The organism is Terriglobia bacterium (assembly GCA_032252755.1).
In the GTDB taxonomy this organism is placed as follows: Bacteria; Acidobacteriota; Terriglobia; order Terriglobales; family Acidobacteriaceae; genus JAVUPY01.
Genome location: JAVUPY010000080.1, coordinates 24,659 through 38,109, shown reverse-complemented (window position 1 = coordinate 38,109; position 13,451 = coordinate 24,659). Strand labels below are relative to the sequence as shown.

General features: G+C 58.4%; 11 protein-coding genes. 6 read left to right on the top strand and 5 right to left on the bottom strand.

All coding sequences use genetic code 11. The features are described 5' to 3' along the window. Window positions 1-16: 16 nt before the first annotated feature. Window positions 17-550, top strand: coding sequence for a hypothetical protein (locus ROO76_20050; protein ID MDT8070466.1), 534 nt, complete (start codon window positions 17-19; stop codon window positions 548-550). A gap of 221 nt (window positions 551-771) precedes the next feature. Here the strand turns inward: ROO76_20050 and ROO76_20045 are convergent, their stop codons facing one another. After that, window positions 772-2,181, bottom strand: a complete 1,410-nt coding sequence (locus ROO76_20045) for a TIGR00366 family protein (protein ID MDT8070465.1) — start codon at window positions 2,179-2,181, stop codon at window positions 772-774. A 299-nt stretch (window positions 2,182-2,480) separates the two neighbouring features. Here ROO76_20045 and ROO76_20040 point away from each other — a divergent pair, with 299 nt between their 5' ends. Beyond that, complete coding sequence (locus ROO76_20040; protein ID MDT8070464.1) at window positions 2,481-2,912, top strand: biopolymer transporter ExbD; 432 nt, start codon at window positions 2,481-2,483, stop codon at window positions 2,910-2,912. A gap of 44 nt (window positions 2,913-2,956) precedes the next feature. Here the strand turns inward: ROO76_20040 and ROO76_20035 are convergent, their stop codons facing one another. The 3 genes from ROO76_20035 to ROO76_20025 all read right to left on the bottom strand — a co-directional run bounded on the left by ROO76_20035 (window position 2,957) and on the right by ROO76_20025 (window position 7,159). After that, a complete protein-coding gene (locus ROO76_20035; protein MDT8070463.1) occupies window positions 2,957-4,120 on the bottom strand; it encodes a M48 family metalloprotease in 1,164 nt (387 codons plus the stop codon). Between the two features lie 130 nt (window positions 4,121-4,250). After that, window positions 4,251-5,804, bottom strand: coding sequence for a YifB family Mg chelatase-like AAA ATPase (locus ROO76_20030; GenBank protein ID MDT8070462.1), 1,554 nt, complete (start codon window positions 5,802-5,804; stop codon window positions 4,251-4,253). Between the two features lie 158 nt (window positions 5,805-5,962). Then, window positions 5,963-7,159: an acetyl-CoA C-acetyltransferase gene (locus ROO76_20025; protein MDT8070461.1), complete on the bottom strand. Its 1,197-nt coding sequence runs from the start codon at window positions 7,157-7,159 to the stop codon at window positions 5,963-5,965. A gap of 104 nt (window positions 7,160-7,263) precedes the next feature. On the opposite strand from ROO76_20025, the gene ROO76_20020 reads away from it, so the two are divergent. The 4 genes from ROO76_20020 to ROO76_20005 all read left to right on the top strand — a co-directional run bounded on the left by ROO76_20020 (window position 7,264) and on the right by ROO76_20005 (window position 12,081). Next, a complete protein-coding gene (locus ROO76_20020) occupies window positions 7,264-8,010 on the top strand; it encodes a type II CAAX endopeptidase family protein (GenBank protein ID MDT8070460.1) in 747 nt (248 codons plus the stop codon). Window positions 8,011-8,669: 659 nt separating this feature from the next. Further along, entirely contained in the window at window positions 8,670-9,659 is a 990-nt protein-coding gene (locus ROO76_20015) for a TonB family protein (GenBank protein ID MDT8070459.1), read from the top strand. A gap of 29 nt (window positions 9,660-9,688) precedes the next feature. Further along, window positions 9,689-11,341: a M48 family metalloprotease gene (locus ROO76_20010; protein ID MDT8070458.1), complete on the top strand. Its 1,653-nt coding sequence runs from the start codon at window positions 9,689-9,691 to the stop codon at window positions 11,339-11,341. Window positions 11,342-11,448: 107 nt separating this feature from the next. Continuing rightward, complete coding sequence (locus ROO76_20005) at window positions 11,449-12,081, top strand: hypothetical protein (GenBank protein MDT8070457.1); 633 nt, start codon at window positions 11,449-11,451, stop codon at window positions 12,079-12,081. A 67-nt stretch (window positions 12,082-12,148) separates the two neighbouring features. Here ROO76_20005 and ROO76_20000 read toward each other — a convergent pair whose 3' ends face one another. Next, entirely contained in the window at window positions 12,149-13,168 is a 1,020-nt protein-coding gene (locus tag ROO76_20000; protein MDT8070456.1) for a hypothetical protein, read from the bottom strand. Window positions 13,169-13,451: the final 283 nt, after the last annotated feature.

Genomic DNA, 13,451 nt, shown 5'->3' with positions numbered 1-13,451 from the left:
TCGATACAATCTCTCCGTGTCCGACTTCGTCCCCTTCCCGCCACCTCCGCCAACCGAAGCGCTCTATCTGGTCGGCTTTCGACTCGATCCCGACGCGGAAGGCCCGCAGTTCTACACGCTGTTCGTTCTGGAAAGCGAGAACGACCGTCCTCTCGTCGCCAGTGGGCGCGTAATCTTCTTCTCCGATCCCGCAAGCGCCGCTGACGCGCTAAAACTGGCCGACAATGACATGTCCCGCCTCGGTCCTGCCCCAACTGAAATCGAAATCGTCTGCGACGTCGCCGAAGCCCTCCACATCGCCAATGCGCAGGACACCGATTCCGACGGCACCCTGCTCGAAACCATTGCCCTCTTCGACGATCTCATCCGCGCCGTACAAATCAACGTTCCAGCGCAATACATGTCGGTTTTGAGTGCCCTCTCCGAACGACTCGCGGCGAGTCCGGAATTCGCAACCATGCTCGCCGAGACCGGTTTGGACCGCGAAACGATAGAGGATGCGCTGATGTGGTGCGTCGGAGCGGTGGCGGTGAAGAGCCGCTGGGTCTGATTCCACTCGATTCAGTTCGACATCACTGGTGAGACTTGGATCGGATCCAAAACGAAATGCCGCCTCTCCATCGATGGTCAGCCATCCAATATGAAACTCGAAATCGAACGCACCATGTTGGAAAAAGTACAGATGTACGGTGCGATGGCGTCAGCATCCGCTGTGCCTTGAATCGCATTCCTCAGCGCCCTCTGCTCCTCCGCGTCCTCTGCGTTTCTCTTTTAACGCGGCGGCAGATACGACAGATAGCGCGCGAACAGCCAGCATAAGAAGAACACGATCGGGATGTGCACCGCCATTTGCAGGAAGCCGTATCCGGCCAAGTCGCGCGCCTTCACCCGCAAAATCCCAAGCAGCGGCAGCATCCAGAACGGATTGACCAGGTTTGGCAGCGCTTCGGCGGCGTTATAGATCTGCACCACCCAGCCGAGATGCACCTGGTGTGCATTGGCGGCCTGCATGATGTAGGGCGCCTCAATCACCCACTTGCTCCCGCCCGACGGCACAAAGATACCGAGAATCGCCGAGTACAGCGCGACCAGAAGCGGAAACGTCCCGTGCGTTGACATGGAGGCGAACAGGTGCGCAAGCCATTCCGTGATCCCGGTGCCGACGATCATCCCGAAAATAACCGCATAGAAAGGAAACTGGATGATTACGCCACCGGTGGCGGGCACCGATTGCGACACCGCTCGCACAAACCTTCGCGGACGCCAGTGCAACAGCAGGCCCGCCGTAATGAACATCAGGTTGTAAGTATTCAAGTCAAGCGCCGCCAGCGCGCCCTGCGGTGAAGTCCGGAAAACATTCACGAGATAAAACGCCAGCAGCAGCGCGATGAAGATCGTCAGGGCTGGAGAATAGTCCAGCCATTCACCCGGTTTGGAAGGCTTCTCGATCGAGGCATCGAGCGGCTCGTATTGAATCCCAAACGACTCGGCCGTGCGGGCGTGCTCGGCGCCTGGCGCCGAGAGGTAAGAGATCACCATCGAAACGATCACTAGAACTGCCGTCGTCAGAATGCTCGGCCAGAGAAAAATCGTCTGCGTCAGCGGGATTACTCCCGTGATTTTCGACAGAGATTGGGGGATCGCGGTAGGCGTCGCCATCATCATCGCCGCCGAGGACGACACGCCCATGGCCCATACAGCGCCGAGGCCGAGGTATCCGGCGGCACCGGCGGCGCGATAATCGAGCCCCTTGACCCGGTGCGACATCTCGCGCACCAGCAAACCGCTGAAGATCAGGCTGAAGCCCCAGGAGACCAGCGAGGTCAGCATCGAGAACATGGCGATCATCGCTACCGCCGGTTTCGGCGACTTCGGCCAGCCCGCAACCGCACGAATCACTCGGTACACCGGCGGAGACGACGCGACCACGTACCCGCCGATGATGATCATCACCATCTGCATGGTGAAGGGAACGAGGGTCCAGAAATTCTTTCCGCCCTGGATCGCCAGGTTCGACGCATGTTCCCGCAGAGCGATCCCGGTCAGAAACACGACCACGATTCCAATGAATGCAAAGACAAGCGGGTCCGGATACCACCGTTCGCTGAACTCGGCAAGCCACAGGCCGATGCGCACAAAACGCCCGGGTTGAACTTCATGACGAGTGCTTGGGGTGCTCATGGCGGAGCATCATACGTGCGGCATTCGCTGCGAGCAAGAAAACGGTTCTTGGTTCCTCAAGAAGAGGTCCGGTGTCATCACGAGACTGAGCGAAGCCGAAGAGGAGGATCCTTTTACAGGCAGGGATGAGTTCGTTCGTTTGCAATTTCAATCTGATCGTCGTCGCGTTTCACGAAGAACTGAGACGAACAACCGAGAACTCGGAACAGAGAACGGAGAACTGGGAACTTCTGTTCCACCCCGGTGTCGATCTCTAACGCAAGCACGCCGCGGGACGTGCACGGAGAATGGCGAAGGCCATGAACCTTGGCACGTCCGGCAAACAGGGCGCGGAAATCAATGTCACCCCGCTTATCGATGTCCTGCTAGTTCTGCTCATCATATTCATGATCCTCACCCCGCTACATCCGGTAGGCGAGAAGGCCCTCATCCCCCAGCCACCGGACAAGGACCGGCCGGAGATCGTCCAACCCAGCGTTGTCGTGCTCCAGATGACGCCCGACCCGGCCGGCCCAGTTCTCCTTCGAATCAACGGACAGGAGACCAACTGGTCCGATCTGAACGTCAAACTTGCGGCTATTTACAAGGAACGCGCCGATAAAGCGATGTTCGTCCGCGCCGACGAGACTCTGGACTGGGAACCCGTGGCGCAGGCGATCGACATCGCCCACGGCGCGGGAGTGGTCAATGTGGGCCTGATCACCGCCAAGATCGAAGAGGCTAAGAGATAACCTGGTAATCCGGCGATCGGGTGAACGAGGTTAACTGACTAGACTTACGGTGTAACGGTTGGCGCGGGGTGCAAGGTTCCGCGCAACGTCGGCTTTTTAGTGCCGGACTTATCCTCGCAACGTTGTCCAGCGCCCAAGAGAATCGGTCTGCCGTGGGCGTCGGTGCAGGGTAGGTGTATTACCTCAGAGAGTCGATCTTTCGCAGCCTGGAAAGCGCTGGTATCGAGGATGTAGTCGGATTTCTCCGGGAGCATGGTTGTGATGACGGCCTGCGCACGCTTGATGCGGTCGGTAGTCGCCGGTTGAGAGTTGAACATGAGGCCCAGTATCTTGGGCATTTTGTGCTTCGGCCTCTGATGACTCTGGACAGTCTCAAAGAACTGCACAAATGCTCCGGGGTCATAACCGGCGGCGTACATGTACTCGAGGCCAAGCAAGTCGGCTTCACGTTCCGAATCCCGCGAAAATTTCATATTGGACATTGGCATTACAACGCCTGCCGCATTGTTAATCGCGATTGCCGCTCCGCCGGTTATGAACATCATGGGCACGTACGCCATTCTGAACAGCATTCGGCGGGTCAGGGCTTTGGTTGCGTGCCGTGCGGCGACGTGTGCCACCTCGTGTGCAAGAATGCCGGCGAAGGTGGCTTCGTCGGGGGCGGAGGCGATGAGTCCGGTATTCACGTACAAGAATCCGCCGGGAAGAGAGAAAGCATTCACCTCGTCGTTCTGCACGATTTTGACGGTGAAAGGGATCTGGGCGTCCGAATGGAAAACCAGGTTCTGCACGACGTGGTTAACGTAGGCGTTGAGGTCAGGGTCGCGAACCAAATGCAGCTGTGTGTCGAGGTCTCCAGCCATGGCTTGGCCCAAGGCACGTTCGCGCTTCAATGAAAAGAAATTGAGGCCCTTGCCGATACCACGCTCGCCGATCCGGTCAAGGTCATACTTCGGCGGAATTTTCAGCTTTGCGGTTGACGCGGCGACAGGATGGACGGTGACAGGGGCCGTTGCGGGCGCGGAGGAGTGGGTTGGGGCTTCGGACGCGATTGGATCATGGTGGCCTATTGAAGCCACTGTTTCAGGGGTCTGGCCAAATGCTGTTGCAGAGCCGCACAGTACGACGAGCAACAGGCTAATAGCGAAGACAGTCTTCTGGAATACGGGAATCGGGTCGGAGAAAACGGAGTGGGGACGGCTCCGCACAGGGCACCTCGGCTGCGCCGAAAAAGCGCCGGAGAAGTGAACCGCAAATCGATCCCAGTGTCAACAGGTCAAGACACCTATAAACATCCGGCAGCGGGTTTGGCGGAGAATGGCGCGAGAGAAATGAAAGTCAGCCGGACCAGTAGGTGCGGTCGAGGGTGCGGTACTGGATGGCTTCGGCAATGTGCTGGGAGTCTATTCGGTCGGCGCATTCCAGGTCGGCGACGGTGCGGGCGACCTTAAGGATGCGGTCGTGAGCGCGGGCGCTGAGGCCTTGCTGGGTCATGGCACGCTCGAGCAGGCGCTCGCACTCGGGGGACAGTTCGCAGAACAGACGGATCTGGCGCGAGCCCATCTGCGCATTCGAATATATCTTTTCTCCGGCGGCGCGGAAGCGCTTGAGTTGGAATTCGCGGGCGCGCATGACGCGAGCGCGGATGTCGGCGGAGCTTTCGGCGGTGGCGGTGCTGCGGAGTTCCTTGTAGTTCACGGCGGGAACATCGATGTGGATGTCGATGCGGTCGAGAAGCGGGCCAGAGATTTTGGAGACGTAGCGCTGGATCATCGGCGGAGTGCACTGGCACTCGCGCGAACGATCGTTGAAATAGCCGCAAGGACAAGGATTCATGGCTGCAGCGAGCATGAACCGGGCGGGAAAGGTCAGCGACATTGACGCGCGAGCGATGGATACGGTGCCGTCTTCGAGGGGCTGGCGCATGACCTCGAGAACGTTGCGCGGGAATTCGGGGAGTTCGTCGAGGAAGAGGACGCCGTTGTGCGCGAGGGAGACTTCGCCAGGGCGGGGTACGGCGCCACCGCCGATGAGTCCGGCGTCGCTGATGGTGTGGTGCGGCGAGCGGAAGGGTCGAGTGCCGACGAGGCCGGCGCCGGAGTCGAGCACGCCGGCGACGCTGTGAATCTTTGTGGTCTCGAGGGCTTCTTCAAATGTCAGCGACGGAAGGATCGTTGGCATACGCTTGGCGAGCATGGTCTTGCCGCCGCCGGGAGGGCCGATCATGAGGATGTTGTGGCCGCCGGCGCAGGCGACCTCCATGGCTCGCTTGGCAGTGTGCTGACCGCGTACTTCCTTGAAATCGACGGCGTGGTGATCGAGCTTCGTCGCGAGGAGTTCGTCACGATTGAGTTCGAAGGGCGAGACGCCGTTCCCGGTGTTGATGAACTGGACGACGTCCATAAAAGACTTCATAGGGAAGACACGGATCCCGTCGACGACAGCGGCCTCGCGAGCGTTGGCTACGGGGACGAGCAGGTTATTGATCTTGGCGGTGCGGGTAGCCACGGCTACCGGAAGGACGCCGCGAACGGCGCGGATCGCTCCGTCGAGGGAGAGTTCCCCGACGATGACGAAGTCGTTGAGTTCTTTTTTGTTCAGGCCGCCGTAGGCGCCGAGGATGCTGAGGGCGACGGGAAGATCGAAGCCGGAACCTTCTTTCTTGATGTCGGCGGGGGCGAGGTTGACGGTGATGTGCGTCGGCGGGATATCGTAGCCGGAATTGCGAAGAGCGGCGCGAACGCGCTCGCGACTTTCGCGCACGGCGGCGTCTGGAAGGCCGACGGTGTTGAAGTTGTCCTTCTGCTCGACTTTGCCGGAACAATCGACTTCGACGTCGATGAGGTTGGCATCGATTCCGTAAACGGCAGCACTGCGAGTTTTGAAAAGCATGAAAGGTCCCGTGAAGTCCGAACCTTCTGGATATCGCGGATGCGCCCGTTATGGAATGGAAAACGTCACGGTGGGGTGCGGTCGAGTGCCGAAATGGGAATTGAAGTACCAGGTCCTAGGTACGAGGAAATCCTTCAGTGTTGTCTCGTACCTCGTACCTATCGTTCCACCGCCATTGCTACGGCATTCCCACCGCCGAGGCAGAGGGCCGCGATGCCGCGCTTCGCGTCGCGCTTGATCATTTCGTAGAGAAGCGTGACGAGGATGCGGGCGCCGCTGGCGCCGATGGGATGGCCGAGGGCGACGGCGCCGCCGTTGACGTTCACGCGGCTGAGGTCGAGGCCGAGTTCGCTGGTGACCGCGAGGGCGGCGACGGAGAAGGCTTCGTTGATTTCGTAGAGGTCGACGTCGCTGGCGTTCCAGCCGGTTTTCTTCCAGACTTGGCGGATGGCATCGACGGGCGCCATCATGACCCACTCGGGGGCGACGCCGCTGGTGGCCTGGGCGATGATGCGCGCCATCGGCTTGAGGCCGAGTTGCTGGGCTTTGGCGGCGCTGGTCACGACGAGGGCGGCGGCGCCGTCGTTGGTGCTGGGCGCGTTGCCGGCGGTGACGGTGCCGTCCTTCTTGAAGGCGGGTTTCAGCTTGCGCAAAGTTTCAGAGTTGGTGTCTTCGCGAGGACCTTCGTCGGTGTCGAAGATGACAGGTTCCCCGCCTTTCTTTTTAGGCGGAAGTTGGACGGGGACAATTTCGTCCTTGAAGCGGCCGGACTTGATAGCAGAGATAGCTTTCTTGTGCGAGTTGGCGGCGTATTCGTCCTGCTGCTCGCGGGTGACGCGGTACTTCTCGGAGACGTTTTCGCCGGTGATGCCCATGTGGTAGTCGTTGTACTTGTCCCAAAGGCCGTCGTTAACCATCGAGTCGACGAGGGTGCCGTTGCCGAGGCGGTAGCCGATGCGCGCCTTGGGCAACAGGTAAGGACAGTTGCTCATCGATTCCATGCCCCCGGCGACAACGACTTCCGAGTTGCCGGTCTGGACGGCCTGGGCGGCGAGCGCAACGGACTTCAAGCCGGAGCCGCAGACTTTGTTGATGGTCATCGCGCCGACAGTGGGCGGCAGTCCGGCGAAGATCGCGGCCTGCCGTGCGGGGTTCTGGCCGAGGCCGGCCTGCACGACGTTGCCCATGATGCATTCGTTCACGACGCTGAGGTCGGTGATGCCGGCGCGCTTTACGGCTTCACGAACGGCAATGGCGCCGAGATCGACGGCGGTGAGATCGGCGAGCGAGCCAAGGAATTTACCAACCGGCGTACGCACGCCGGAGACAATGACGGGATCATTCTGTGAGGACATAAACTTAAGTACCGGCTCTCTAAAGGATCTCTGGGGATTGGACCAACCCTTCATTATAAGATGCTGAAGACTCACATTTGCTGACCTCGTTCTCAAGGACCTAAATGGCTGCTTCGTCGGGAATGGAACTTCAATCGCCGCCAACTGCTCCTCCGCGCCGCATTGCGCCGCTGTGGCACACCGTTGTGCTGATTCTCGTGCTCCTATTGTTCTCGTTTGCGGGAGCGAAGGCAGGGCATCCGGTTCAAAAGAGCTCGGGGCTGGTTGCGCAATACGTTTCGATGATTGTCATCGAGTGGCTTGCGTTCCTGTATGTTGTGTGGGGATTGCGCAAGGGCGGAGTGCTCACGATACGCGAGGTGATCGGCGGTCGATGGGAGAAGGTAGAAGATTTTCTCCTTGAGATTGGGATTGCGGCGGCGTTCTGGATTGTCGCGGTGATGGTGCTAGGCGGTGTCGCTTACGCGCTGGGAATGGCGAAGGGCGGAGCCAACCTGGAGCAAACGAAAAAGTTGCTGGGGTTCCTGGTGCCGCACACGAATTTGGAAATTGCGTTGTGGATCTGCGTGGCGCTGACCGCGGGATTCTGCGAGGAGTTCATTTTTCGCGGTTACGTACAGCGGCAATTTTCGGTGATGTCCGGAAAGGTTTTCGTCGGGATGCTCGTCAGCTCAATCGTGTTCGGCATGGCGCACGGATACGAAGGTTGGAAGCGGATGATCCTGATCTGCGTTTACGGTTTCCTCTTCAGCGCGCTCGTCGAATTGAGGAAATCGCTGCGGCCTGGAATGATGGCGCATGCGTGGCATGACGCCTTCACCGGGCTGGTCATGCGCGCTTTGTTCAAGTGACGCCGCAAAACGATTAACGCAAAGGCGTAGAGGTTGCGAAGGAAATAAAAACCTGAATCCTGAATCCTGAATCCTGATAATAGCGCCGAGATTTTCCAGGCGGTTTGGTTTCTGAACTAACGCTTCTTCACGCTCGGCATTTTATTTTTCTGCCACTTCAATTGTTTTTCCCACCGCACGGGTCAACTCCAGAATGGTGCTAAAATCGGGGAACTTTCTTTCCGGGACAGTTGCGAGAATGCGCAGCTTTCCACGGGTCCTGGAGTTTGTTCAACCCTGGAGCGCGCCGCTCTCGCCAATTAAGTAACGTTTTAGTAATTGCCCCGTAATGGAACTCCGACACGGTCGTGAGTGTACTTTCGGGACAGATCCATTGCGGAAATTCTGCATTGTGGACAATCCTCATCCGGGTGGGGACTGTGCCGCTCAATGTAAGTAGCTGATTTTGCAAGGATGGTGAGTATCAGCGGGGGAAGAGCGATGAATTGGAACCAGACATGCCCGTCGTAGTTGCTCCAGATTGGTTCTTCCTCCGTACATGTACTGCGGAGACACGGTAATTGACATTCTCTGGGCTATCATCAAGCCCCACAAGTATCCACAGGGGGTGGGTTTTGTTCGCTCAACTGGAGTATCCAAGACCGCGGTGGCAGTCGTTTGTGGCCAGTTATTCAATAGTAACTGGGGCGATGCTGATGGCGCTGGTTGTAACGATTTTGACGGCGCCCAACATGATCCGTGTCGCCTACGACAAGATCGACCTGGTCGCACCACCACTCGAGCAGCCCAAGCCCTACGAGCCCCCGAAACCTCAGATCGCAAAGGTGATTCCGCCGGTTGCGCCGCCAAAGCAGGTAATCGAAAAGTTTGAGCCCAAGATTATCGTGCCGAACGTGGTTCTGCCCAAGAAGGTGCAGGCCGCGGAAGTTGCACCGCCGAAGCCGACGCCGGTGAAGTTCGATTCTCCAATCCTCGACAAAATGCCGGGACCACGGGTGGTACGTGCGGTAGTGACAAATACATTTGGAAGTTCAGCGACACCGACACTTCCGGCGAATACGCGGGCGGAAAAAGTGCAGACGGGCGGGTTCGGTGATCCCGAGGGCGTAAAAACGAATGCCAATGCGCCGCGTAGCCACCTGGCGGTTGCAGGTTTCGGCAGCCCCGACCTACCGGGCGGGCCGGGTACCGGCAACGGTACTGGCGGAGCGCGCGGAAGACAGGGCACCATAGCAAGTGCGGGGTTCGGAAACGGGGTAGCAACGGGACAAGGTAGCGGTGGCCGCGCATACGGTGGTGGACACGTGGAGACCACTTCATTCGGCGATGCGAGGCCGGTTGCTGAAGCTCCGTCACGCCCGAAGCTGCAGGAGCAGGCACCGACCACTCCGGTGGCAGTGACTTCGAAACCGACCCCTGTATATACGGAGCAGGCCCGGAAAGAACGCGTGCAGGGAGAAGTGCTATTGCAGGTTGTGTTCACTGCGTCCGGCCAGGTACACGTGCTGCGAGTGGTTCGCGGTCTGGGGTATGGACTCGATGAGTCCGCGATTCAGGCTGCGCAAAATGTCCGTTTCATCCCTGCGCAACGCAACGGTCAGCCGGTCGATTCAACGGCGACCCTTCACATAGTTTTTCAGCTCAGCTGATGTTGAACGGATCATTTGAAGAGACAGTTATGCGATTTCCTCGTTTGGCAGTGCTGATCGCCGTTGCAGTGGTGGCGGTTTCCGCGTTCGCGCAGGCGCAAGCTCCGGCCGCGAGTTTTGACCAGGTGATCGACCGGGTGATGGAGCGTGAGGCGCAGTTCAACAAGAACCTGCGCAACTACAATCCCATCGTCGAGACCTACATCCAGAACATGAAACCGGACAAGGAACTCGGTGCGGTTCCGGCCAGCGACCGTTACTTTCTGGGCCGCATGAGCTACCAGGGCAAGGTCGCGCAGAAGTCGTTCGTAAACGAAAACAATCCGGGGTTCTTGTCGAAGACGTACAAGAAGATGACCGGGTTTATGCGCGTGGATTATCTGCCGCTGGGGTTTGCGCAGATGGTGCTGGTCGACGGGCGGGGACTCGATCGCGCGCACTACGACTTCAACTTCGTTCGGAGGGAATTTCTCGGGGAGTTGCGTACCATCGTGATTGACGTGACACCGAAGCCGAAGGCGGGGCCGGGTCGGTTTCTCGGACGTATCTGGGTTGAGGACCAGGACTATAACATCGTTCGCTTCAACGGAACTTACGAGCAGGGCAAGAAAGGCGTCTACCTGCACTTTGACAGCTGGCGATTGAATATGGCGCGGGGGTTGTGGCTGCCCGCGTACGTGTACAGCGAAGAATCAGATATGCAGGTGAACATGTTCCGCTCCCTGCATTACAAAGCGCAGACACGGTTGTGGGGATATAACGTCAGCAACGCGGCGCACCAGTCGGAATTCACGCAGGTGTTGGTCGACACCAATGACAAGGTGAAAGACCAGAGCCAGAGCGCGCAGGACATGTCACCAATTGCGAGCCAGCGCGAATGGGAATCGCAGGCAGAAGAGAACGTCGTCGAGCGGCTGCAGCGTGCGAGTTTGCTGGCACCCCCGGGTGACGTCGACAAGGTTCTGGAGACAGTCGTTAATAACCTCGAGATCACGAACAACATAGACGTGCAGCCAGCGGTTCACTGCCGCGTCCTGCTTACGACACCGCTCGAGACCTTTACGATTGGCCATACGATCGTGATCAGCCGCGGGTTGCTGGATACGCTTCCGGATGAGGCCACATTGGCCGCGGTGCTTGCGCACGAACTGGCGCATATCGTGCTTGGGCATCGTCTCGACACGCGCTATGCGTTCAGCGACCGGATGCTGTTTTCGGACGAGTTGACCTTCCAGAAGTTTGACCTGCGGCACCCCGAAGCGGACGAAGAAGCAGCCGACAAGAAGGCGTTCGAGTTGCTGCAGAACTCGCCATACAAGGACAAATTGCAGAGTGTAGGACTGTTCCTGCGCCAGTTGGAAGCGAGTCGCGCTGCGCTGCCGAACCTCGTTCGCGCGCATCTTGGGAATCCGCTCTTTGAGCAGAAGGATGTTCGGATGGACCAGTTGGTGAGCGGATCTCCGCAACTGGCTCCAAGAGATGTGAAACAGATTGCAGCACTTCCATTGGGCGGGCGCATCAAAGTCGATCCTTATAACAATACAGTCGAGATTTCGAAGAACAAGCCGGTGGCGATCCTCTCGGCGCGCGAGAAGATGCCACTGGAAGTTACACCAATGTTTCCGTATTTAACGCGGCTGTCCGCGCCAGGCGCAAAAGCGCCGCCGGCGGACGGGCAGTAGGACTCTTTCTGTGGGTGGGGCCGTACAGTAGACCTCAAGGTAAGTAAGTATCTGAACTGGGGCTGAATTGGGTGATCGGATCATTCAGCAGAACCTGTGGGGGTGAAATGGCGGCGCGTACGATCAGGCTCATCTGCGGCGTGATGCTGCTGGTATTTCCGGCGAGCATGATGCTGGCGGAGTCGCAAGCGGCGATGGTGATGGTGCGCGGAGTCGCGGCGCTCAATGGAGCGGCGATGGCAGGGTCGACCACAATTTTTTCTGGAGACCTTCTGGAAACCGGCGCAAATTCCACGCTGACCATCAATGCGAAAGGGTCGACGATCCTGATAGGCTCGAACTCGCGCGTTCACTATTTTGGGGACGCGGTTGAACTGCATCTTGGCTCCACGCAAATCAACACCTCCCAGGGCCTGAAAATCGAAACGGACACTGTCAAAATCGAACCGAACAAGACTTCGGCGAAGTTCCGGGTGGACCGTTCACCGCATCTGGTTGTTGTCGCATCGCTGGAAGAAGAGATCAGAGTAAACAACAACGGCGAGATCACGATACTGCCCCCGGGTGGAACCATGACGCTGGTAGAGAAAGATGACGATCAAACCGCTTCTCCAGTAAGCGGGCCGTCGAACCGCAGGATCTTTGTGATTGGCGCGATCGGAACCGGTGCAGCTGCGGGGCTCATCTATTGGCGATCAAAAAGCAACGAAAAGAAGGCTGTCAGCAACCAGATTCCTTAAGCGATTCCGATGGCAAATGAAGAGGCCGCCCGTTGTCCAGGCGGCCTCGCTGTTTATAAACACGGGTCTACGCTGCCGGAGAAAGAGACCTCTCCGCAGCCTGAGCAATGAAGCGCTTCATCACCGTGGCCCACATCACTTTCTTGCGCACGGCGCTTTCTTTCAAGCCGCGGCCCTGCGCGAACATCGAAAGCAGGGCCTTCATCTTGAACACGCGGAGTACCTGCTCCTCCTGCTGCGAGATGCCGTAAGCATCGAGAAATTGCTGTTGCAGTTCGGCAGTGATGGCTCGGTTGCAGAACGGATACTTTTCGAGCGCTTCGACCGATGCGAGGAATAGTGCCACGTCCTGGAACGAATTGCCGCCTTTGCTCATTTTCGCGAGGTCGGCAAAGCCGATGCCGTTTTCAGCCACCATCACGTTGAGTGGCGTAAAGTCATTCAGAACGACCGAGCATGGCAGCGCCTTTCGCGAATGTGCGAGGATCGACTTCGTACCGCTCAGAATCGTTCGCACCGAGCCCTCGTCCAGTCCCGAGGTGCGGCAGTTGGCGCAGAGCTTCTCGAGGTCTCCCATGAGACCGGCACCGTCAAATGGAGCGGGCATATCGGCAGTTGCTTTGTGAAAGCGTCGCAGCCACTCGCCGGTGGCCCTGGCGGATTCGCGCAGCATCCCGAGGTCGGAGTACGAGGGCAGCAGCGCGGCCTTCATGATGATGGATTGCAACGGCACGCCGGGAAGTTTTTCGGCGACTACGGCACCGATTTCGGCAAAGTCGCCGATGGGGCGCGGAATTCCCGCCAGCTTCTTACGGGTGAAAATTTCGTGAACCGTACGCAGATTGTCGGCTTCCAGTTCGGCCATGGCCCGGGCCGTTCCCGGACCGGTTTTGGAGCCGCGGTAGACCTTGGCTGCGACGCGTTCGCTGCCGTCCGCGAAATCGATCACGATGTCATAAATGTAGTGGTCGGATTTGGGTGTGTGCCCCACCACTCGTACGTTGCGCAACTCGCCGCGCCCGGGATAGTGGCTGGCACCATCCTGCCGCAATGCGGCAACTATCTGGTCCATGATATTTTCGGCCATCTACGCTCCAACTCGCTGTTTTGGTTACGAGGATCGAAGCCAGAGAGGGTCTGGCAATCACACTTCTAAGAGCAGTTGGGTTGCCATCTCTGAAATGGGCCGGAAGCGCCCTAAGTCATTGGAATTGGGAACAGAGGCGGTATGAAGCGCAAACAGGAACGTCGGCTGAACGGCGCTGAGTTGGAACACAGATACCAACTCTACGCATCGACCTGCTTGGGAAAAAATTTCCTGCACCTGAATTTACATACAGACGCGAAATTCGTCGCTAGCGGCGCTGATG

Bases quoted from the DNA above. Each gene is read 5' to 3' on its own strand.
- ROO76_20045 (MDT8070465.1), bottom strand. From the start codon at position 2,181: ATGAGCACCCCAAGCACTCGTCATGAAGTTCAACCCGGGCGTTTTGTG.
- ROO76_20040 (MDT8070464.1), top strand. From the start codon at position 2,481: ATGAACCTTGGCACGTCCGGCAAACAGGGCGCGGAAATCAATGTCACC.
- ROO76_20030 (MDT8070462.1), bottom strand. From the start codon at position 5,804: ATGCTTTTCAAAACTCGCAGTGCTGCCGTTTACGGAATCGATGCCAAC.
- ROO76_20025 (MDT8070461.1), bottom strand. From the start codon at position 7,159: ATGTCCTCACAGAATGATCCCGTCATTGTCTCCGGCGTGCGTACGCCG.
- ROO76_20020 (MDT8070460.1), top strand. From the start codon at position 7,264: ATGGCTGCTTCGTCGGGAATGGAACTTCAATCGCCGCCAACTGCTCCT.
- ROO76_20010 (MDT8070458.1), top strand. From the start codon at position 9,689: ATGCGATTTCCTCGTTTGGCAGTGCTGATCGCCGTTGCAGTGGTGGCG.
- ROO76_20005 (MDT8070457.1), top strand. From the start codon at position 11,449: ATGGCGGCGCGTACGATCAGGCTCATCTGCGGCGTGATGCTGCTGGTA.
- ROO76_20000 (MDT8070456.1), bottom strand. From the start codon at position 13,168: ATGGCCGAAAATATCATGGACCAGATAGTTGCCGCATTGCGGCAGGAT.